Origin of the sequence: Acinetobacter sp. 826659, from assembly GCF_000588515.1 — a bacterium.
In the GTDB taxonomy this organism is placed as follows: Bacteria; Pseudomonadota; Gammaproteobacteria; order Pseudomonadales; family Moraxellaceae; genus Acinetobacter; species Acinetobacter pittii.
The window spans coordinates 240,260-260,418 of sequence record NZ_JFYD01000006.1 but is presented as its reverse complement, the minus strand read 5'-3'; the positions used below and the strand labels follow the sequence as shown (position 1 = coordinate 260,418).

At 38.9% G+C, this 20,159-nt stretch carries 21 protein-coding genes, 1 tRNA gene and 1 pseudogene; 16 read left to right on the top strand and 7 right to left on the bottom strand.

Going from position 1 to position 20,159, the window contains the following annotated elements:
- Positions 1-95: 95 nt before the first annotated feature.
- Positions 96-1,361, bottom strand: a complete 1,266-nt coding sequence (locus J663_RS14145; RefSeq protein WP_033850503.1) for an MFS transporter — start codon at positions 1,359-1,361, stop codon at positions 96-98.
- 111 nt (positions 1,362-1,472) lie between these two features.
- Between J663_RS14145 and J663_RS14140 the strand changes: the two genes are divergently transcribed.
- The 5 genes and pseudogenes from J663_RS14140 (at position 1,473) to J663_RS14120 (ending at position 4,685) form a co-directional block, all read left to right on the top strand.
- Entirely contained in the window at positions 1,473-1,919 is a 447-nt protein-coding gene (locus J663_RS14140) for a winged helix-turn-helix transcriptional regulator (protein ID WP_033850501.1), read from the top strand.
- A gap of 85 nt (positions 1,920-2,004) precedes the next feature.
- Positions 2,005-2,334, top strand: a complete 330-nt coding sequence (locus J663_RS14135; RefSeq protein WP_001210983.1) for a hypothetical protein — start codon at positions 2,005-2,007, stop codon at positions 2,332-2,334.
- 70 nt (positions 2,335-2,404) lie between these two features.
- Positions 2,405-2,551 (top strand): annotated as a pseudogene (locus J663_RS14130) (putative peptidoglycan-binding domain-containing protein); the annotation flags it as partial.
- 526 nt (positions 2,552-3,077) lie between these two features.
- Positions 3,078-3,671, top strand: a complete 594-nt coding sequence (locus J663_RS14125) for a DUF4142 domain-containing protein (RefSeq protein ID WP_033850498.1) — start codon at positions 3,078-3,080, stop codon at positions 3,669-3,671.
- A 384-nt stretch (positions 3,672-4,055) separates the two neighbouring features.
- A complete protein-coding gene (locus J663_RS14120) occupies positions 4,056-4,685 on the top strand; it encodes a hypothetical protein (protein WP_033850496.1) in 630 nt (209 codons plus the stop codon).
- 268 nt (positions 4,686-4,953) lie between these two features.
- Here J663_RS14120 and J663_RS14115 read toward each other — a convergent pair whose 3' ends face one another.
- From J663_RS14115 to cysS, 3 genes are all read right to left on the bottom strand, one after another.
- Positions 4,954-5,091 carry a hypothetical protein gene (locus J663_RS14115; protein ID WP_033850495.1) on the bottom strand — a complete coding sequence of 46 codons (138 nt, stop codon included), beginning with the start codon at positions 5,089-5,091 and terminating at the stop codon, positions 4,954-4,956.
- Between the two features lie 125 nt (positions 5,092-5,216).
- Positions 5,217-5,292 (bottom strand) — tRNA-Gly (locus J663_RS14110).
- 63 nt (positions 5,293-5,355) lie between these two features.
- Positions 5,356-6,777: a cysteine--tRNA ligase gene (gene cysS / locus J663_RS14105; protein WP_033850494.1), complete on the bottom strand. Its 1,422-nt coding sequence runs from the start codon at positions 6,775-6,777 to the stop codon at positions 5,356-5,358.
- A gap of 213 nt (positions 6,778-6,990) precedes the next feature.
- On the opposite strand from cysS, the gene J663_RS14100 reads away from it, so the two are divergent.
- The 11 genes from J663_RS14100 (at position 6,991) to J663_RS14050 (ending at position 17,736) form a co-directional block, all read left to right on the top strand.
- Complete coding sequence (locus J663_RS14100; protein WP_002122342.1) at positions 6,991-7,968, top strand: KpsF/GutQ family sugar-phosphate isomerase; 978 nt, start codon at positions 6,991-6,993, stop codon at positions 7,966-7,968.
- A gap of 3 nt (positions 7,969-7,971) precedes the next feature.
- Positions 7,972-8,511: a KdsC family phosphatase gene (locus J663_RS14095; RefSeq protein ID WP_002122322.1), complete on the top strand. Its 540-nt coding sequence runs from the start codon at positions 7,972-7,974 to the stop codon at positions 8,509-8,511.
- Between the two features lie 37 nt (positions 8,512-8,548).
- Positions 8,549-9,097: an LPS export ABC transporter periplasmic protein LptC gene (gene lptC / locus J663_RS14090; protein ID WP_005070181.1), complete on the top strand. Its 549-nt coding sequence runs from the start codon at positions 8,549-8,551 to the stop codon at positions 9,095-9,097.
- Entirely contained in the window at positions 9,081-9,629 is a 549-nt protein-coding gene (gene lptA, locus J663_RS14085) for a lipopolysaccharide transport periplasmic protein LptA (protein WP_002122334.1), read from the top strand. Before lptC ends, lptA begins: the two co-directional genes overlap by 17 nt.
- The gene (lptB, locus tag J663_RS14080; RefSeq protein WP_002122331.1) at positions 9,629-10,372 is read left to right on the top strand and encodes an LPS export ABC transporter ATP-binding protein; all 744 of its coding nucleotides are present in this window, start codon (positions 9,629-9,631) and stop codon (positions 10,370-10,372) included. The genes lptA and lptB overlap by 1 nt, the downstream gene beginning before the upstream one ends.
- 273 nt (positions 10,373-10,645) lie before the next feature.
- A complete protein-coding gene (locus J663_RS19760; RefSeq protein WP_033850491.1) occupies positions 10,646-12,112 on the top strand; it encodes a TolC family protein in 1,467 nt (488 codons plus the stop codon).
- Positions 12,109-14,250: a type I secretion system permease/ATPase gene (locus tag J663_RS14070; protein ID WP_005802602.1), complete on the top strand. Its 2,142-nt coding sequence runs from the start codon at positions 12,109-12,111 to the stop codon at positions 14,248-14,250. Before J663_RS19760 ends, J663_RS14070 begins: the two co-directional genes overlap by 4 nt.
- A complete protein-coding gene (locus J663_RS14065; protein WP_033850487.1) occupies positions 14,247-15,443 on the top strand; it encodes an HlyD family efflux transporter periplasmic adaptor subunit in 1,197 nt (398 codons plus the stop codon). The genes J663_RS14070 and J663_RS14065 overlap by 4 nt, the downstream gene beginning before the upstream one ends.
- A 91-nt stretch (positions 15,444-15,534) precedes the next feature.
- Positions 15,535-16,134, top strand: coding sequence for an IMPACT family protein (locus J663_RS14060; protein ID WP_032038417.1), 600 nt, complete (start codon positions 15,535-15,537; stop codon positions 16,132-16,134).
- On the top strand, positions 16,127-16,738 hold the full coding sequence (locus J663_RS14055) for a chloramphenicol acetyltransferase CAT (RefSeq protein WP_032007531.1): 612 nt from the start codon (positions 16,127-16,129) through the stop codon (positions 16,736-16,738). The genes J663_RS14060 and J663_RS14055 overlap by 8 nt, the downstream gene beginning before the upstream one ends.
- Before the next feature lie 155 nt (positions 16,739-16,893).
- Positions 16,894-17,736: a universal stress protein gene (locus tag J663_RS14050; protein ID WP_002115820.1), complete on the top strand. Its 843-nt coding sequence runs from the start codon at positions 16,894-16,896 to the stop codon at positions 17,734-17,736.
- A 116-nt stretch (positions 17,737-17,852) separates the two neighbouring features.
- Here the strand turns inward: J663_RS14050 and J663_RS14045 are convergent, their stop codons facing one another.
- From J663_RS14045 to fdxA, 3 genes are all read right to left on the bottom strand, one after another.
- Positions 17,853-18,521, bottom strand: a complete 669-nt coding sequence (locus tag J663_RS14045) for an O-methyltransferase (RefSeq protein ID WP_002115787.1) — start codon at positions 18,519-18,521, stop codon at positions 17,853-17,855.
- Between the two features lie 137 nt (positions 18,522-18,658).
- Positions 18,659-19,381: a D-Ala-D-Ala carboxypeptidase family metallohydrolase gene (locus J663_RS14040; RefSeq protein ID WP_182917432.1), complete on the bottom strand. Its 723-nt coding sequence runs from the start codon at positions 19,379-19,381 to the stop codon at positions 18,659-18,661.
- Positions 19,382-19,512: 131 nt separating this feature from the next.
- The gene (gene fdxA / locus J663_RS14035) at positions 19,513-19,836 is read right to left on the bottom strand and encodes a ferredoxin FdxA (protein ID WP_002051033.1); all 324 of its coding nucleotides are present in this window, start codon (positions 19,834-19,836) and stop codon (positions 19,513-19,515) included.
- Positions 19,837-20,159 lie beyond the last annotated feature (323 nt).

Below are 20,159 nucleotides of genomic sequence, written 5' to 3'. Positions count from 1 at the left end.
TTAGATTGTTAAAGAAGATTTCATTCTATTACCGTTCGAACTTAAGATTTAAAGACTAAACTTTCTTATTCATGGGCTTATAAAACTTTGGATTATTATATTTTATTTATTTGTATATTGTTATCTTTTTCATTAGTGATTTGAGGCACGATATGACGTGTCATCCACCAAAATAATAATGCCAGAAGGCTAACACCTGCACCTAAGGCACATACACCAAGCCAACCTGCATAAGCATAAGTCGCTGTTGTGCTGATTGCACCCAATCCACTACCTACCGCATAAAAGAGCATGTATAGACCAACAAGACGGCTATGCGCTTCTGGACGAGTACGAAAAATCATACTCTGGTTGGTCACATGTAAGGCTTGTCCGCCCAAGTCTAGCAATACGATGCCAATCACGAGTGCCCAGAGCGAGTGAGCCATGAGTGAAAGTGGACCCCAAGCGAGCAGTAACATTAACAGTGCTGCCAAGCTTGTGCGCTGAGCATATCCACGATCGGTCCAGTAACCCGCACGTGCAGCAGCCAAAGCACCAATCATTCCAACGAGTCCAAAAGACCCAATAATAGTATGCGAGAAGCTATAAGGCGGGGCACTTAACGGCAGTACCAATGCGCTCCAAAAAATATTAAATGCGGCGAACATGAGTAAAGCTAACACGCCGCGCACTTGTAGCACTTTTTCTTGGCGTAGTAGTTTTAACATAGAGGCTAGAAGCTGCGGGTAGCGCATGGCACTGGGTTGAATATTTAAATGAGGGAGACGTCTCCAAAGGGGGAATGCAATCATGAGCATGATGATGGTTGCGCAAAAGTACACGCCGCGCCAACCCGCCACGTCACTAATTCCCCCTGAAAATACACGGGCAAGCAGTAAACCAATGAACACACCACTTTGTGCAGTACCGACCACATGTCCTTGCTCATGTGGGAGAGCAGCACTTGCAGCATAGGCAATAAGTCCTTGAGTCATGGCTGTGCCGAGTAAACCTACCGCAAGCATTCCTGCCAAAAGAATAATCATAGAATGAGCAAAGGCAACCACAAGCAATGCAGATATTAAGGCCAGTAGTTGCAGTGTCATTAACCGACGCCGATTTACCAAATCACCTAACGGCACTAAAAACACTAAGGCTAGGGCACAACCTATTTGAGTAGCTGTCACCACACCACCAATGGCGGCATGACTAACATTAAAGTCCTTGGCCAAAATGTCGAGCAAGGGCTGGGCATAATAGACATTTGCTACGCTTGCACCACTTGCTATAGCAAACAACAAAATTACGCCACGAGCCATGCTTGGAAGCGGTTTATCACTTTCGGCGGATGAAGTTGAAGATGCAAGAGAAGCTTTCATTGTCCTAACTCCATTCAATCTAGTTTTAAAATGCAACTAGTTGAATGTTAGATCGACTAGTTTTAAAATGCAACTAGATAACTTTTTGCTGATGATTGGTTAGGAAACTCAATGGCGAACTCTACACTGATAAAAGATGAACCTTGTCCTGTTGCGCGCTGTGTCAATCTCATAGGAGATCGTTGGTCACTGCTTATTGTGCGTGATGCTTTTGATGGAATGCGCCGTTTTGGAGATTTTCAGCGGAGCTTGGGAGTGGCGCGAAATATTCTTTCAGATCGCCTAAAAAAGTTGGTAGATGCTGGTGTTCTTGAACTACAAGATGCTTCGGATGGCACGGCTTATCAGGAATATGTATTGACCAATAAAGGGGAAAGACTGTTTCCAGTGATTGTGGCTTTACGACAATGGGGAGAGCAAAACCTATTTGAAAGTGGTGAGCGCCATTCTCTGTTAATTGATAAAACTACAGGTCAGCAAATTCCATTTATGGCACCAGTCGCGGCGGATGGAACAGTGCTGAGAGCTTCTAATACTGAAGTGCAAAAGGTGAAATAAAAGAAGAGAAAACAAAAATAACCTTTTTTAACTTAAATTTGGGCAGATTAATTGATAACCTTGCGCGTCAAATTAAGGTGAGATTATGAGATTTATATTCCTCTTTATAAGCGCGATTTCAATTCAATGTTATGCAGCATCAGAAGCTATGGAACTTCATTACTGTGAAACTGTGAAAAAAGCAGCGAGTGGTGTGATGGATGCTAGACAACATGAAGTGCCCGCTAAAGAGTTACACGACATCGCCAATCATCTTGAAGAGCAACAAGCCAAACAACTTTATCAAGAGCTTATCAAATCTGCATATTCTTCAAAGCTATTTGAAGATCCTCTCATTAAGTCAAAAGCTGTCGAAAATTTTCAAACCACTTGGCATGAACAATGTTTGGCAAAAGAATTAGCTAAAAATATGTGAGTGTTGGGGGGAAATGGCTAGCTTAGGTTGGAAGATAGAACTTTATTTCTCACTTACCTCTTCACTAACACTGGCTAAGCGCGGTAAAGAAGGAAAGAAGGTATTAGTTCGAGTTCTTAATATCATGCAAGGCCAACGTTACATTGAAATCTGTGAACGAAATCCTACCCAAGAGCAATTCTTTTATGGTTGGATCGCTAACCGCGTTTCACTATGAAGGTTCTGATTTCGCTGTGTATTCTACTTTCAGGATGCACAGCTCATACGATATCTACAAAAGTGCATGTCACTGTTTGTGTGTGCAGTATGTGAATTAAAGTCTTTAGGAGAACGCTTTTTTATAGATGTGCGAATAAGTTAAATTTGTTTAAATTTTCTTTGAATATATTTAATTTTAGCTTTAGTGTCTATAAGTTAATATAACGAGCTTTATTGTTATTTTCGTAAAAATAAAAAATAAAAATTGTTTTTAAGTTAATGTTTTTTAAAATTATATATATTTTATATTTACATTAATAAGATTGGATACAGATGCATGATTCATTATTAAATTTATATCATCTACTTTAAATAAGCTATTTACCTCTTTGCGAAGAATATTCAACGAGCGGTATAAATATGATTGATTGAAATAATGAATAAATAAACCCAAGCTTGAATTTACAAGTAGGGATATAGAATGGAAATGTGAAAAAGCTACCCATAAGTGTAAATACTCATGAATTAAGTTAAAGGATATTGGTATGAAAGCTATTTTAACGAAGAAAATTATTAGCTGTATCGCAATTAGTGGTGTTTTAAGCTTCAGTGCATTTGAGATTATGGCAGCGAATCAACAAACTATAAATGATGGGAAGAATCACTCTAAAATATTAAATGAAAACCATGAAAATTTGACTGATAGTCAAATTTTCAAGATATTAAGTACAGCTAATAATGGTGAAATTAAGCAGGCAAAAACTGCATTGCCAAAACTAAAAATGGATGAAGCTAAGAAATATGCTGAAATGATGATTAAAGAACATTCAGCCAATGAAAAAAATGCACAAGCGTTGGCAAGTCGGTTACAGTTGATTTCACAAACCAGTAATCTTAGTAAATCATTGCAAAATGATAGTGATAAAATTGTTAGTAAGCTTAATCAAATAACATCAGATACTGATAAAAATTATATGATGAGTCAAGTTAAAGTTCACCGTAAAGTTTTGACAATAATTGATAAGCAGTTAATACCAAACACGAAAAGTTCTGAATTAAAAAATATGCTCGTACAAACACGTGATGCTGTTGCGAAACACCTAAAAGCAGCTGAAGATATATTTAAAAATATAAAATAATATATAATTATTATCTTTTAAAAATAAATTTAAAAAGCCTGGTACTAATTAACTAGGCTTTTTAAATTGTGTATAAATAAAATCATAATTTCTTGTCGGTCAGGGTAAAGCTGGAATGTTATCGGCAATGTTTATTCTAGAGAAATATAATGATTGTTAGGTGAAGCGTGATGTAATTGTGAAGATTCTCTGGACAAGAATTTTTATAAATGAGAAATACTTTTTATTAATTAATAACATCTCCTCACTTAATGTGGACACTTATAAAACACAAATAACCGAAACGTAAATTATACTAATAATTGTTCGGTATATTCCAAAAATCCTTTTTATATTCTAGCTCTTTTAAAAGACACTAGATTTTAAAATATAGGGAGTAAGAAAATGGTAAATACAAAAAAATCAATTTCAGATGGTAATCATACGATTCAAAAAGAGCTATCTTCCAATAGTAATGTATTAAATAGCAAACCAATACAAGATACTTCATCCACAAATGATAATGCTCGTCCAGATTTAAACTCACCACCGACCAATAACAATCATGTACCTGATATGAATGAAGGGGGAGAAGATTTGGCAGCTGTAAGTGCAGGAACCTTGGGAGGAGCGGCTATAGGTGCTGCATTTGGTGTTGTTGGGGGGCCTCCAGGTGCTGTTGTTGGAGGGATTATTGGTGGTGTAGTAGGGGGAATAGCAGGTAATGATATAGCTCAAACAAATAATCAAAAAGATGATAGTAATTCTTGGCAAGAAGAAGATAATTATTGGCGAGAAAACTATAAAAAAATGCCATATTATACTGAAAACAAGAATCTAGAATATGATCGTGATTATCGGGCGGCTTATCGTTTAGGTTATGAAAATCGTGTACCTAATAATGCAGAAATTAATTTTTCCGAGGTTGAATCTAAATTGAAAACTAAATGGGAACAAGTTAAAGGCAGTTCACGTTTACAGTGGGAGGAAGCTAAATTTGCTGTAGAAGATGGATTGAAAAAAATTCATCCTTAAGTCATTTAATACTTAGAACGTCTCCTCAATGGGGGAGACTTTGCGATAATATACTTTTAAGCTAATTTTTAATTTCAATATCAATAAAAACTTAATGATGGGTTTAATCATAAAATATTAATTATATTTTCATTATTCTTTTTTCTTTAGGCATTTAAGTATTTGAACAATTAAGCGGGCACTCTTCATTTTTCTGCCTTCTTCTTGATAGTACTTTTCAAAAAGCATAGAAGGAGATATGGATTTTTTCAGACTCAGGATTAGCCTGTTAAAATTGTAATTCTAATAATTTTTTAGCGGCCCATTGTTCACACTCACTCGCAGTATCTCGAATAGCTGTATAACGTTTGCCTAAATAACGGACAGTGATGCGCCACGCTTCTCCGCGCTTAACCGGCTTTTGCATAATAACACTCCAAATTTCATGGTACTGCAATGGAAATATAAAGCTTTTTTAATGCGAATTTTGAATTGATCAATAGACAATAAAAAAACCACCTAATTCTTTCGAATTAGGTGGTCTTTAAATTTTGGAGCGGGAAACGAGACTCGAACTCGCGACCCCAACCTTGGCAAGGTTATGCTCTACCAACTGAGCTATTCCCGCAATGTGAGCACATTATAGAGTGTTTCATTAAAGTGTCAACACTCTTGTGATCTAATTGAACGTTTAATCAGCACGACGCCAAACTGTACCTTGACGAGTGTCTTCAAGTACCACACCTTGGTCGAGCAAAGACTGGCGAATACCATCTGCTTTCGCAAAGTCTTTTGCTTTTTTCGCACCAACACGTTGTTGAATGAAATCTTCAATTTCAGCATCAGACAAAGCAAGCGCTTCTTGTCCAATATCTGATTTTAAGAAATCATCTACATTGTGTTGTACCAAACCTAAAATGTTGGTGAGGTGACGTAATGTCGAATAAAGCACAGTCGCTTGGTCAGCTTGCTCTTCTTTTACAGCACGGTTTAACTCTTTATTGAGTTCAAACAATACAGCCATTGCTTCAGCAGTATTGAAGTCATCACACATTGCATTGTTAAAACGTTCAATAAAGCTTTGATCAAGCGTTTCAGTTGTCGTTTGACCGTACACTTGTTGGTAAGCTTTAAATGAATGGTAGAAGCGAGTTAAAGAAGTTTTTGCTTCTTTAAGTGCTACATCAGAGAAGTTCACAGGACTACGATAGTGTGAAGATACAATAAAGTAGCGAATCACTTCAGGGTGGAATTTCTCCATCACGTCACGAATCGTAAAGAAGTTGCCTAAAGACTTAGACATCTTTTCACCATCAACGTTAATGAAGCCAACATGCATCCAGTAGTTTACATATTGCTCACCAGTCGAAGCTTCACTTTGCGCAATTTCATTTTCATGGTGCGGGAACATTAAATCTGAACCACCACCATGAATGTCAAAGTGATTGCCTAAGCAGCAAGTCGACATTGCAGAACATTCAATGTGCCAACCTGGACGGCCATTACCCCAAGGAGATGCCCAAGATGGTTCATTTTCTTTTGCATGTTTCCAAAGTACAAAGTCAAAAGGATGTTTCTTTTCAACTTCTACATCAACACGTTCACTTGCGCCAGCTTGCATGTCATCAAGCTTACGGCCAGAGAGGCGACCATATTTTTCAAATTTGGTCACTTCAAAATAAACATCGCCATTTGCAGCAGGGTAAGCAGAGCCTTTATTGACCAAATTGCCAATCATGTTTTGCATCTGATCAATATATTCAGTCGCTTTAGGTGCTTCATCAGGTGCAGCACAGCCTAAATTGGCTGCATCTTCGTTCATTGCATCGATGAAACGAGTGGTGAGTTGTTGGATTGTTTCACCATTCTCATTCGCACGTTTGATGATTTTGTCGTCAATGTCGGTAATGTTGCGAATGTAGCGAACATTCCAGCCCTGACTACGTAAGAAACGAATAATGTAGTCAAATGCAACCATAACTCGAGCATGCCCGATATGACAGTAGTCGTAAACGGTCATACCGCAGACGTACATATCGATGTGACCTTCTTTGCGAGGTACAAATTCAACTTTTTTTCGTTGCTCAGAGTTATATAAAACAAACGGTTGCATAAGGGTTTTCAAACACTCAACAAAAACAGTGTTACATCATAACTGATGCATCATTTTTCACAAAGGTTTATGCAAGAATTTTATAAGCTTGTGAAATCTTATACATTTAAAAACGTGTAGATGATTGAGTTATGTTAGAATGCCCCCAAATCTTTTGATTAAAATCACCGATCTTCACAAGAGATCAGATCAATTATTTTGAGTCAAACTCGTATGCCCAATCCTACAGATTTCCAAAGCAGCGCATTAGCAACATTGCGTATTGAGCAACAAGCCTTAGACGTGTTAGCAACACAAATTGGTGACAGTTTTAATCGAGCTTGTGAAATATTGTTACAGTGTAAAGGTCGTGTTGTGATCACTGGCATGGGTAAGTCAGGGCATATTGGCCGTAAAATGGCTGCAACTTTCGCCTCAACTGGTACACCATCTTTCTTTATGCACCCGGGCGAAGCTGGACATGGCGATTTGGGAATGCTGGTTCGTGGTGATGTTTTAATTGCGATTTCCAACTCTGGAAAAAGTGATGAAATCATGATGTTGATGCCTTTAATCAAACATCTTGGCGTTCCTCTTATTACCATTAGCCGTGATGATAAAGGCCCAATGCCGCAAAACGCAGACATTGCTTTAACTTTAGGCGAATCTGACGAGGCATGCCCATTAGGTTTAGCACCTACGTCGAGTACTACAGCAACTTTAGTATTGGGTGATGCACTGGCTGTCGCTTTACTTGAAGCGCGTGGTTTTACTGCAGATGATTTTGCTCGTTCGCATCCAGCAGGTGCGTTGGGTAAACGCTTACTTTTACATGTAAAACATCTGATGCATACAGGCGATGAACTGCCAAAAGTTTCACCAGATACACCAATGAATCAAGTACTTTATGAAATTTCTAATAAACGTTTAGGCTTGACGACAATTGTAGATGAACAAGAACATTTGCTTGGTATTTTCACCGATGGTGACTTGCGCCGTTTAATTGATAAACAGCAAGGTTTCGATGTGAATTTGCCTGTTTCAGAAGTGATGACAAAAAAACCATCAACGATTTCTCAAGAAGCACGTGCGGTAGAAGCTCTACAACAGCTGAACCTGAAAAAAATTAGTCAGTTTGTGGTGGTAGATGACCAAAACAAAGTGATTGGTGTAATTAGTATGCATGACCTTATTCAGGCAGGGGTAAATTAATCAATGGCATCTTATGCATTGTTAGAACAAGCACGTCATTTACAGGCATTGGTTCTGGATGTTGATGGTATTTTGAGTGATGGCTTCGTAACCTTAACCAATAGCGGCGATGAAATTAAATCATTCGATATTCGTGATGGTTTAGGAATGAAGCTTGCACAGCAAGCAGGCATGAAAGTTATCATTATTACAGGCAGAAAAAGTAATATTGTTGAAAAACGTATGTCTGATTTAGGTGTAGACCTCGTTTTTCAAGGCCGTGAAGACAAAGGCTCAGCACTTCGTGAAGCATGTGCGCAGTTTAATATTTTGCCGTCTGATTGCTTATATATGGGCGATGATTGGCCTGATTTATCTGCTTTTGCAATCGCAGGTATGAGTGTTACTGTGCCAAATGGTCATGAAGAAGTACGTCGCCGTGCGCATTTGGTTACGCAATCGATGGGTGGGCGTGGTGCTGTACGTGAAGTCTGTGATATGTTGCTGATCGCAAAAGGCATTTACCAAGAACTTCTTGAAAAATATCTTGCAGTACCGCATTAATAATAAGATTACTTAAAAAGGTAGGCTATTCCTGCTCATGGATACCAGAGTTTTATCAATTGTTGCTGTAGTGGTTGCTGCTATAAGTGGTGGTTATTACTACTATAGTGGCAAGGCAAAAAAACTAGACATTGGTTCTGCGAAGAATATGACATATTCAGCGCAGGGCGTCCATTTGACTCAAACTGATGATCAAGGCAATTTGTATATTCGTGCTGAAGTTCGTCAGCTTGAACAGGATATGCAACAAAAAACATCAAAGTTGGATCAACTTAATGCCTCGATGTATAAAGATGGCAAAGTTGATGCGACATTCTTTGCAAAACAGGCAAATGGCTACGATGATAACCGTAAAGTTATTTTATCGGGTGATGTGGTCGCAACTAAACTGGCACCACAAGGGAAGATTGAATTCCAAACTGATGAGTTAACCGGATATCCAAAAACCCGAGAAATTGAAACAGATCACCAAGTGGTTGTTCAATCTCCGCAAGCCGAGTTTGTCAGCAAAGGGTTAAAAGCTAATTTGAATAATGGTCAGTACGAATTTTTTAATATTCGAGGAAAGTATGCACCAAAGTCTTAATTTAAAACGTTCTTCAGCTTTCCTAAAACAAGCTGCGGTAATTACATTCGTTGCTTTATCATCTGCTTCGACTTTTGCTTTACCGTCTGACCGTAATCAACAAATTTCGTTAGTGGCAGACCGTGCAACTTATAATGAGAAAACGGGTTTAACGACTTATACGGGTAATGTCGTGATTGAGCAAGGTACGATGAAGCTTCAAGCCGACTCAATTGTTGCTACGCTAAACTCTAAACGTGAAATTCAAACGATTACTGCCAAAGGTAGACCGTCTAAATTCCAACAGCAAATTAGTGCTGACAAGGGCGTTGCACGAGGCGAGGGTCAAACCATTGTTTATAATGCAGATACAGGCATTATTACTTTGACTGGTGGTGCATATCTATATCAAGATGGTTCAAGCATCCGTGGTAACTCATTGAAATATAGTATGAACAAAGGTGATGTTGAAGCTCAAGGTTCATCATCAAACCGTGTTCAAATTATTATTCCGCCATCAACTTCAAAAAGTTTCCCAGGAGCGCGTGACTAATGCAACAAGCTCTTCAACCCCAAACTTTGTGTATTAAGCACTTAGCAAAAAACTATAGTAAACGTTGGGTCGTCAAAGACGTATCTTTTAGTATGCAAAGTGGACAGATTGTTGGTTTGCTTGGCCCTAACGGCGCAGGAAAAACAACAAGCTTCTATATGGTTGTTGGGCTAGTGCGTATGGACAAAGGTGAAATTCACCTTGATGATCTTGATATGTCCGATTTGGCAATGCATGAACGGGCACGTAAGGGAATCGGATATCTTCCGCAAGAAGCTTCTATTTTTAGAAAGCTGACAATTGCTGAAAATATTATGTCTATTTTAGAAACACGCAAAGACTTAAATAAGCAACAGCGACAACAACGTCTTACTGAATTGTTGAATGACTTTAAAATCAGTCATATTAAAGATTCATTGGGAATGAGTGTGTCTGGTGGTGAGCGTCGCCGTGCTGAAATTGCACGTGCATTGGCTGCTGATCCTAAGTTTATGTTACTTGATGAACCGTTTGCCGGTGTCGATCCAATTTCGGTAGGTGATATTAAAGATATTATCCAAACCTTAAAAGATCGTGGTATTGGTGTGCTCATCACAGACCATAACGTACGTGAAACTTTGGCAATCTGTGAACGTGCATATATTGTGAGCGAAGGCGCGGTAATTGCGGAAGGTACTCCACAAGAAATTTTGGATAATGAACAAGTCCGTAAAGTATATTTAGGCGACGATTTTACAGTTTAAATAAAAAAGTTAATCTGTTTGGCTAAAAAGAGGTCAGTACCTCTTTTTAGTTTTTTTATATTTATTTTTTAAAAACAATAAATTAGAATCTTTAGTTAATGAAAAAGTAATGTGTGAATTATTCCTGCATTTATGCTTCTTTATGCAAAAAAATATGTAGAATGTAAAAGCTTTTAAACGATAACAAACAAGATCAACAAGACAAGCATGATTGGATATAACCAGAGAAGAGTAAAAAGGACATGTAAAAAGCCAGCTTTCCTGAAAGGGTTGATGCTTTTAACTTCACTGCATGTACCTATGGTGATATATGCCGCTAAACCAAGTGAGCAATATCACACATTAAAAGACAACTTATCACAACTTTTTGCCCCTAAAAGTAGTGATGAATTTAAAGTCGCTAAGATGCAAGAGTTGAGTAATTTTAGGCTAGATCGCTCTAGAGTGCAGGAGTTTCCGACTGTTCAACTCAATGATAGAGCAGCTTCATCTTATTCAAATTTGCCATCAAGGAAAATGACTCTACAGGAAGCGGTGAAAATCGCCATCCAGCGTAACCCTGATATTTCCCAAGCCATTTCAACTTTAGCTGGCCAAAATGCCGGTATTGATGTTGCGAAGGCAGGTTATTATCCTCAAATTTCAGGTGGTATTACCACAGGTGACTTGAGTAGTGGCGAGCGTGGTCGGCAGTTATTGACTTTAAACGCAACTCAAATGCTTTATGATTTTGGTAAAGTCAAATCAGGTGTATCGGTTGAGAAGGCCAAACTCCAAGTCGAACAGGCGAATGTTTTGGTCAGCATTGACGATATTGCACTTGATGTGGCTCAGTCGATTATCAACATTCAGCGCTATCTCCAATTAAATAAAATTGCCGAGCAGCAAATTGCGGGTATTCAGCGAATTCAGGAAATCGCTAATTTACGTGCAAATGCTGGTATTAGTAGCCAAGCTGACCCGATCCAAGCTCAGTCTTATTTACAAGCTGCACAGTCCGGTTTGATTGCACAGCAATCTTTATTACGCCAGTATCAACAACATTTAAGAACATTGTTGGGTGCTGATGTTTCACGTACAGGTTGGATTATTCCAGATGATTTGGTGAAAGTGTCTGATTTATATGGTGAACCTGAGTTTAATACCATTCCAAAAATGATCGCGGCACAAGCGGGCATTGAAGTGGCGAAAGCTCAAAAGGAACAGACCCGTTTAACACGTTATCCAACTTTGGCAGTGAAAGGCTCGGTGAGTCAGGCCATTAATGGAAAAAACCCAAACAATGATGAAGATGACGGTTTATATAGTTCCATCATGCTTGAAGCTACCAGCCAGTTTTATCAAGGTGGAGCAGTTTCTTCTCAGGTAAAAATGGCAAGTTACGCAGAAGAAGCCGCTAAATCTAAAGTGAATTCTGTGTATCTGGATGTGCTCGATCAGATCAGAACCAGCCGTGAACAAATTGAAAATAAACAACGTCAAATGCAGGTTTTAGCCAACCGCCAAGCGACGACAGTTCGTACACGCGAACTTTATCAAGAGCAGTACAAACTCGGTACCCGTTCATTGGTTGACTTATTGAATGCTGAACAAGCGATTCATAGCGCCAATTCAGAACTTGAAACTGCACGTTATGACATCTACAGCAGTATTGTTCAGTACATTGCAGCAACAGGACGTTCCCGCCAAGCTTATGACTTAAATAATATTTCAATTCAGGGGTTCGAAGTACAACCATGATGACAAAAATAAACTACCAGCCCTGGTTACAGGCGGTCTTAACGATTGCTAAACATTATAGAATTGAGCCTTCAGAAGAAAGAATTCGTTTACAACTTGACTGGAATCAAAATCAAAACCTTGATGATGTTTTGCAGTTAATGACACGTCAGGTTGGACTCAATTTACGTAAAGTACCTTTTTCATTAGATTTACTTAATCCATGGCGTTTACCGGTCATGGTTGAGTTTAATGACGGACAGGTCGGTGTAATTGATAAAGCCGATACTCAAGGAAATGTTAGTATCCAGTTTAGTGGAGATCACGGCCTTTCCCAAAATTTAAGCTTAGATGTCTTAAAAACAACAATTAAGAATGTCTACATCCTGCGTCCTGAAACTTCTATTCCCGATGCGCGTATTGACGAATATATCAAACCATATGAAGCAAGCTGGTTCTGGTCGATTGTTTTAAGAGACTGGAAACGCTACGTTGATATTATGTTTGCCTCACTGATTGCCAATGTCTTGGCACTGGCAACCATTATTTTCTCAATGCAAGTGTATGACCGTGTTGTACCATCTCAGTCTATCCCGACTTTATGGGTGCTGGCAGGCGGTGTGCTTATTGCAGCACTTTTTGAATTTACCTTACGTATATCACGCGTGTACTTATCCGATATTATTGGTAAGCGTGCTGACTTACGGGTGTCTGACCGTGTATTTGGTCATGCCTTACGTATCAAGAATAAAGACCGTTCAAAATCTACCGGTAGTTTTATTTCCCAGATTCGTGAGCTCGAAGGTGTTCGTGAGCTGGTGACTTCAACCACCATTAGTGCAATTGCCGATTTCCCGTTCTTTTTCCTCTTCCTGATCATTTTTGCGATTATTGGTGGAAAACTGTTTTGGGTGATGCTGCTGGTTGTGCCACTTATGCTTTTGCCGGGTATTCTGGCACAGAAGAAGCTAGCGCAACTCGCACAAGAAGGTATGAGAGAATCTTCAATCCGTAACGCTATTCTTGTTGAAGCGGTGCAGGGTATTGAAGACATTAAGCTATTACGTGCTGAGTCTCGCTTCCAAAACCAGTGGAACCACATGAACGAGGTTTCAGCCGATATCGGGATGAGACAGCGTAAAATTGTTGGCACCTTAATGGCATGGACTCAAATGCTTCAAGGTTTGACCTATGCAATTGTGGTGTTGGTAGGATGTTTTGCCGTGATGGAAGGTGAAATGACTACAGGTGCGTTAGTAGCTTGTTCAATTTTATCTTCACGTATGTTGGCACCGATTGCTCAAATTACAGGTGTGTTAGGACGTTTACAGCAAGCAAAAGTCGCAAAACAAAGCCTTGATGAACTCATGCAACGTCCGATCGATCAGGCAGATCGTTCGCATCTGGTACACAAAGCAGTTTTAAATGGCGATTACGAATTAAAAAATGTCTTATTCCAATATGGCGAAGAAGACCCAAAACCAAGTTTGGCAATCCGTCATTTAAAAATTCGTGCTGGTGAAAAAATTGCCATATTAGGGCGTAACGGTGCAGGTAAATCAACACTGCTCCAGCTTCTATCTGGTATGCAAGTTCCAACTCAAGGCGCAGTACATTTAGATGGTCTCGATCTTTCATTAATTGACCCTTCTGATGTACGTCGTGACATGGGTTTGCTCAACCAGAATGCGCATCTTTTCTACGGTACGATTCGTGAAAATCTCACTTTAGGTGCGCCGCTTGCAACGGATGAAGAGATTCTTCGTGCGCTAGTAGTGACTGGTGCATTACCTTTTGTTCAAGAGAAAAAAGAAGGGCTAGATCACCTGATTTTAGAAGGTGGTGTTGGTTTCTCTGGTGGTCAGAAACAAGCATTGTTACTGGCTCGTCTATTGATTCGTCAACCTAACATTTTATTGTTAGACGAACCGACAGCAGCCATTGATGACGTGGCAGAGAAACAACTGATTGATCATTTAAAAGGTTGGCTGGCACATCGTACTTTGGTCGTTGCGACCCACCGCCGCGCTGTATTAGAACTGGTGGACCGCATTATTGTCGTGAATGAAGGCAAAATCGTGATGGACGGTCCAAGAGATCAGGTACTCAATCAATCAACAGCCCAACAAAAACAAGTGAGCCAAGGGGGTAATTCATGAGCGAACCACAACAAGAACAACAACTCACCCGTTCAATGAATGTATCTTATAGTGAGCCACCCTTACCACGTGCCAGTCTAGTGATCTGGATTGTGGGCATTGGCTTGGTTATTTTCTTTATCTGGGCGTGGGGATTTAAACTTGAAGAAGTTTCTACCGGTACGGGTAAAGTCATTCCATCATCTAAAGAGCAGGTTATTCAGTCTTTAGAGGGCGGTATCTTAACTAAGCTGAATGTACAAGAAGGTGACATTGTTCAAAAGGGCGAAATTCTTGCGCAGCTCGATCCAACCCGTTTTGCATCAAATGTTGGTGAATCAAGATCTTTACTAATCTCTGCTCAAGCGACAGCAGCGCGTTTGCGTGCGGAAGTAAACGGTACACCTTTGGTTTTTCCTGAAATTGTGATGAAAGAACCAAAGTTAGTACAAGAAGAAACTGCATTATATCGTTCGCGCCGTGCTGATCTTGAACAAACGCTTGCAGGTTTAAGACAGGCTTTACAACTGGTGCAACAAGAACTGGCGATGACAGAGCCTTTGGTTGCTAAAGGTGCTGCAAGTGAGGTTGAGGTTTTACGTTTACGTCGTGAAGCAAATGATTTGCAAAACAAAATGAATGATGCGCAGAACCAGTACTATGTGAAAGCGCGTGAAGAGTTATCGAAAGCGAATACCGATAGCGAAACGCAACAACAAATTGTACTGGGTCGTAGTGACAGTTTAGACCGTGCAGTGTTCAGAGCACCAGTGCGTGGTGTCGTCAAAGAAATTGCAGTCACTACTCGTGGTGGTGTTGTTCCACAAAACGGTAAACTAATGACGATTGTACCGATTGATGAACAACTGCTGATTGAAGCGCGTATTTTACCGCGTGACATTGCCTTTATTCGTCCGGGACAAGAAGCACTGGTTAAAATCACTGCCTATGACTACTCAATTTATGGTGGTTTAAAAGGTAAGGTTACGGTTATTTCACCAGATACGATTCGTGATGAAGTAAAACAGGATCAATTCTATTATCGTGTTTATATCCGTACTGATTCCGACAAACTTTACAATAAAGAAGGTAAAGCGTTTGGTATTACACCGGGTATGGTGGCAACAGTAGATATTCGTACTGGTCAAAAAACAGTACTTGATTACTTACTTAAACCATTTAATAAAGCCAAAGAGGCATTACGAGAAAGATAATAAAAAAGCCCCGAGATTCGGGGCTTTTTTATAGGTTTGATTCTATTAAATTCACGTTATAATTTGATTTTTATTGTGCTTTATCTTATTTATGGCTTTTACGATTGCATCACAGATTACATTTGAAGAAGAAATTAAAAAAAGTAGATTTCAGGCCATTGCTGCGCCAGTAGAAAATGAACAGCAGGTTAAAGAATTTTTAGAATACAACAAGGATATCTCGACCACTCACCAATGTTGGGCTTGGAAAATTGGGCATAACGTACGCTTTAACGATGATGGTGAACCGTCAGGAACAGCAGGGCGTCCAATCTTGGCGACTATTGAAGGGAATGACCTGACGAATATTATTGTGATGGTTAACCGCTGGTATGGCGGTATAAAACTTGGAACGGGCGGCCTTGTTAGAGCATACGGTGGCTGTGCTGGACAATGTTTATTATTGGCTGAACGTATTGAACTCATTGCAAAGAAGACGATTCACTTTTCTTGTCATTTTAATGAGTGGGCCATATTTCAATATGAACTGACTCAACAACAGATTGAATATCAGGAAACCTATACGGCAACAGGTGTAGATATCGAAGCGAGACTACAGATACATCAAATTGAACCGCTCGCCTTAAAACTCAGAGACGTAACACGTGGTCGTGAAGAATTAAAAATTGAAGAGGAATTAACTGATGACTGATTCCTTACTGAAATATCGTGAGCAACATAAGCACCGCTTAAACTATATGCCATGGTTATATTGGACTTTAAAACCTAAAAACCGTGCTTGGGCTGAAGAGTGGCAAAAGGAATATCAAGCTTATTTAATGGATATGGAAACAGTTGAGATTGGTGAAAATTGTTTTATTTCGCCGCTAGCACATATTTTTGCTGAACCAGGCCGCAAAATTATTATTGGGGATAATAGTTTTATTGCGGCTGATTGCACATTGCATGGACCGCTGGAAATCGGTAGTGAAGTCGCGATTAACCATCATTGTATTTTAGATGGGGGACGAACGGGCATAAAGTTGCATGATCAAGTCCGTATTGCCGCGTATTGCCATTTATATGCATTTGACCATGGGATGCAACTAGACCGTCCACTTTACCAACAGCCAGTTACTTCTAAAGGAATTGAAATTGAGCAAGACGTTTGGTTGGGTGCACATGTGGGGATCAAAGACGGTATTAAAATCGGTAAACATGCTGTGGTCGGGATGAATAGTATGGTGACTAAAGATGTTGAGCCGTACCATATTGTCGGTGGGAACCCCGCAAAATTTATTCGTTTAAGAGAATAATGCAGTCCTAAGAATGTAATAAAATGTTTGATCTTTAAACAAAAAAGTTGGTTTTTATACATAAACCTTAACATACCAATTTTTATCTATGTTAAGTTAAAGCTAAGTTTTAATAATAATCTCCAAGGCAATAGACCTGAAGAAGAGAGGCTAACATGAACCGTGTTATTGCGTGTATTGACTCATCACCGTGTATTAATGCTATTGCTGATGCAGCAGCATGGGTTGCTAAAGCGACCGGACGGGAACTTGTATTATTACAAATTCTGGACTATTACCCAGCCAGTTACCATCTTGGTGAAATTAGTGGGGTAATCGGCTTTGAAAGCAATGCAATGCTGCTAAAAGAGTTAGCTGAGCTAGAGCAAAAACAAAGTGAACTCGCGTTAGATTATAGTAATAATTTACTCCGCCATATTTCTGATCTTATTCAAGAAAAGCACGGAATTACCAGCTCAAAAATTCAAGAAAAAGGTGATTTTTTAGAACAAAGTTTTAATCTCTTACATGAAAATGACATCGTTATTTTAGGTCGAGTCGGGGAAAGAGCAGCCGAGAAACACAAACCAATCGGTAGCAATGTTGAAAACTTCATCCGCGGTGCGAACTGTACTGTTTTGACCATTGGTGAAAACTTTAAAGTGCCAACACGATTTATCTTTGCTTATGAATATTCGCCAACTTGTCAAAAAATGATGCGCCGTATTGCCCAAAGTGACTTATTGCGAACACTGCAATGTCATTTGGTGTATGTAGGTGATCATCCAGAAATATTAAATGAACCAGAACATTATCTTAAACAAGCGGGTCTAGATGTAGTCACCGTTTACCGTTATGGCGATGTTGCACAAAACATTCTAGAGTACCAACAAGAGCATGGTATTCAGATCATTGTGTTAGGGGCATTTAGCCATAGCAAAATTCACCAGTTCTTCTTGGGAAGTATTGCGACAACCATATTCCGAAACGCGACTGTACCGTTACTCGTAGCTAAATGATGAGATTTGCATATAGTTATCCGCAAATCTTGTGGATAACTATATGGAAAAGCAATAGTAATAAAAGTAATTAATTGATTATAAATAATAAAATAAAAAAGATGATTTTTTAACCATTATTTCACAATTGCAATTGCGAAGCCATCATGACCTTTTGAGCCAACTGTTTGTAAGGCTGTACAAGACAAGATTTGCGGATGATTTTCTAAGGCTTTAAACATTTCACGGATGCCTTCAATACTCGGTTTTTTATTGTCAGGATTTAAAATATCACCTGCACGAATTACATTGTCGAGCACGATAATGGTGCCTGATCTTGAGAATTTCAGACTCAATTCTAAATATTCAGGATAACCCTGTTTATCAGCATCAATGAAAATAAAATCAAAAGGCTCGATAGATTGAGGATCAATCGCAGAAAGGATATCTGCAGCACGGCCAGCTCGAAGATCGACTTTTACAGGAAGATTGGCATGATCGATATTTTTTTGAGCCATTTCTGCATGAGTAGCACGGCCTTCTATTGTGAGTAAATAACCATCTTCAGGTAAAGCACGGCCTAACCAGATGGTACTGTATGCAGCAAAAGTTCCGATTTCTAAGACTCGTTTGCATTTATTCATTTGAATAAGCATTTGCAAGAACATTCCTTGGTTAGGTGCTACTGCAAGATGATTTGAAAAGCCGTGTTCGTCGGTATTCTTTAATGCATATTCGAGTCGCGGGTCTTCGGGAATTAAATGTGAATCGATATATTGGTCAATGTCTGTCCACATCTGCTGCATAATTAAATTTACCTATATGTTGATCGGGCTATTTTAAACGTTTATGCATAGAGTGCAAAAATCTTCGTTTCAAGAAATTTTGGTTGATTGGGAAATGAACAATAAAAAAACTCCTTTCAGTTGAAAGGAGTTTTTTATTAGAAATTACACATTGAACTGTTGCGGGTGAGGTCAGGTCCCCAAGTACGATAGCCTTGAGTGTCGATATGAATTTGACCTGAACTATATAGACCAATACCCATATTTAAGCTTTGACCATGCTGAGCCCAGAACTGACAAAGTTTAAACTTGGTATTTTCGATAAATGCATAATCTTGAGCTTGGGGGAACTCAGGACCAATACGGAAATCGATTGCCGAGTTAAATAAATGTTTAGATGAGCTTGCACCGCCTGCACATTCATTTAAAGGTAAATCTCGGTAAACCGAGGTCACTTCAAAGTCGGTAAGAACTTTTGCTGCAACTAAATATTTAAATACGCGTAGGGTAGATAAAGAATTTCCCCATAGCTCGCGATTAGGTACAGCATATTCAGAGCGGCCACATTTTTGCCAATCACGTGCTGAACGTAATAACTCAAAGCTTGGCACAATGCCTGCAACATTATTTCGGGTTAAGAATTTTTCGTATTCCCGAACACGTTGGTAATTTTCACCAGAACTTAACCAACTTCGATAAGATGCAGGCTCAACTTTAGGGGGAATTGGGCGCTCGATAATAACGCGCTCTTGTGGAATAAAGATTCGTTTACCACTTGGAGAGGTTTTGCCTGTTGTTGTGTGTTGGGGAGAGCTGACACAACCTACCATAACCGCTGGGATTATGCATAAGGGCACCATACTCTGCAAAAACTTCCGCATAAGAAAAATTAAGCACTTATAAATATTGCGGGTATTTTAATGCAAAACAGTGCACAAATTACGAGGAATTTGCAATGAAATGTTTGAATAGGGTATAAAAAAAGATCAGCAGTTGCTGATCTTTTTTGAAATTACTTTTCAAGATATTGTAATTTATCAGGTTTGCCGTTCCATTCTTCACGGTCAGCTGGTTGATCGCCAATTTGAGTAATGTTAGGCCATTTTTGAGAAAGTTCAGCATTTAATTCAATAAATACTTCTTGACCTTCAGGTAACTCATCTTCAGAGAAAATTGCATTTGCTGGGCACTCTGGTTCACATAATGCACAGTCAATACATTCATCCGGATTAATCACTAGGAAATTCGGACCTTCGTAAAAACAGTCTACAGGACAAACTTCTACGCAATCTTGGTATTTACATTTAATACAATTTTCAGTGACAACAAAGGTCATGGCGACAGCTACCTAAAAAATATGGTTTCATTTCGAATAGCTTATTTTAGGCAAAAAAGGGGTAAACAAACAATTGCTTTTATTGATATTCTTTATTCATGCATATGAAGATAAGTTAATACGTTGATAATCAAACAGATCTTTCAGTCTTATGAACTGCTTGTCTATAAAATTAAAACAATAATATATTTTATAAAACAATAACTTAAAAATTATTTTATTTAATTATTTAGATGTCATTTAAGTCAAGGCATCCATTTTAATAAATACCTTAACTTTTCATTTTTTGTTTTACAAATTTTGATTTACGGCTTTTTTGCTTA

What these genes read in the sequence shown, in the direction of transcription:
- J663_RS14145 (WP_033850503.1), bottom strand. Translation starts at nt 1,361, where the DNA reads ATGAAAGCTTCTCTTGCATCTTCAACTTCATCCGCCGAAAGTGATAAA.
- J663_RS14140 (WP_033850501.1), top strand. Translation starts at nt 1,473, where the DNA reads ATGGCGAACTCTACACTGATAAAAGATGAACCTTGTCCTGTTGCGCGC.
- J663_RS14135 (WP_001210983.1), top strand. Translation starts at nt 2,005, where the DNA reads ATGAGATTTATATTCCTCTTTATAAGCGCGATTTCAATTCAATGTTAT.
- J663_RS14125 (WP_033850498.1), top strand. Translation starts at nt 3,078, where the DNA reads ATGAAAGCTATTTTAACGAAGAAAATTATTAGCTGTATCGCAATTAGT.
- J663_RS14120 (WP_033850496.1), top strand. Translation starts at nt 4,056, where the DNA reads ATGGTAAATACAAAAAAATCAATTTCAGATGGTAATCATACGATTCAA.
- J663_RS14115 (WP_033850495.1), bottom strand. Translation starts at nt 5,091, where the DNA reads ATGCAAAAGCCGGTTAAGCGCGGAGAAGCGTGGCGCATCACTGTCCGT.
- cysS (WP_033850494.1), bottom strand. Translation starts at nt 6,777, where the DNA reads ATGCAACCGTTTGTTTTATATAACTCTGAGCAACGAAAAAAAGTTGAA.
- J663_RS14100 (WP_002122342.1), top strand. Translation starts at nt 6,991, where the DNA reads ATGCCCAATCCTACAGATTTCCAAAGCAGCGCATTAGCAACATTGCGT.
- J663_RS14095 (WP_002122322.1), top strand. Translation starts at nt 7,972, where the DNA reads ATGGCATCTTATGCATTGTTAGAACAAGCACGTCATTTACAGGCATTG.
- lptC (WP_005070181.1), top strand. Translation starts at nt 8,549, where the DNA reads ATGGATACCAGAGTTTTATCAATTGTTGCTGTAGTGGTTGCTGCTATA.
- lptA (WP_002122334.1), top strand. Translation starts at nt 9,081, where the DNA reads ATGCACCAAAGTCTTAATTTAAAACGTTCTTCAGCTTTCCTAAAACAA.
- lptB (WP_002122331.1), top strand. Translation starts at nt 9,629, where the DNA reads ATGCAACAAGCTCTTCAACCCCAAACTTTGTGTATTAAGCACTTAGCA.
- J663_RS19760 (WP_033850491.1), top strand. Translation starts at nt 10,646, where the DNA reads ATGCTTTTAACTTCACTGCATGTACCTATGGTGATATATGCCGCTAAA.
- J663_RS14070 (WP_005802602.1), top strand. Translation starts at nt 12,109, where the DNA reads ATGATGACAAAAATAAACTACCAGCCCTGGTTACAGGCGGTCTTAACG.
- J663_RS14065 (WP_033850487.1), top strand. Translation starts at nt 14,247, where the DNA reads ATGAGCGAACCACAACAAGAACAACAACTCACCCGTTCAATGAATGTA.
- J663_RS14060 (WP_032038417.1), top strand. Translation starts at nt 15,535, where the DNA reads ATGGCTTTTACGATTGCATCACAGATTACATTTGAAGAAGAAATTAAA.
- J663_RS14055 (WP_032007531.1), top strand. Translation starts at nt 16,127, where the DNA reads ATGACTGATTCCTTACTGAAATATCGTGAGCAACATAAGCACCGCTTA.
- J663_RS14050 (WP_002115820.1), top strand. Translation starts at nt 16,894, where the DNA reads ATGAACCGTGTTATTGCGTGTATTGACTCATCACCGTGTATTAATGCT.
- J663_RS14045 (WP_002115787.1), bottom strand. Translation starts at nt 18,521, where the DNA reads ATGCAGCAGATGTGGACAGACATTGACCAATATATCGATTCACATTTA.
- J663_RS14040 (WP_182917432.1), bottom strand. Translation starts at nt 19,381, where the DNA reads ATGCGGAAGTTTTTGCAGAGTATGGTGCCCTTATGCATAATCCCAGCG.
- fdxA (WP_002051033.1), bottom strand. Translation starts at nt 19,836, where the DNA reads ATGACCTTTGTTGTCACTGAAAATTGTATTAAATGTAAATACCAAGAT.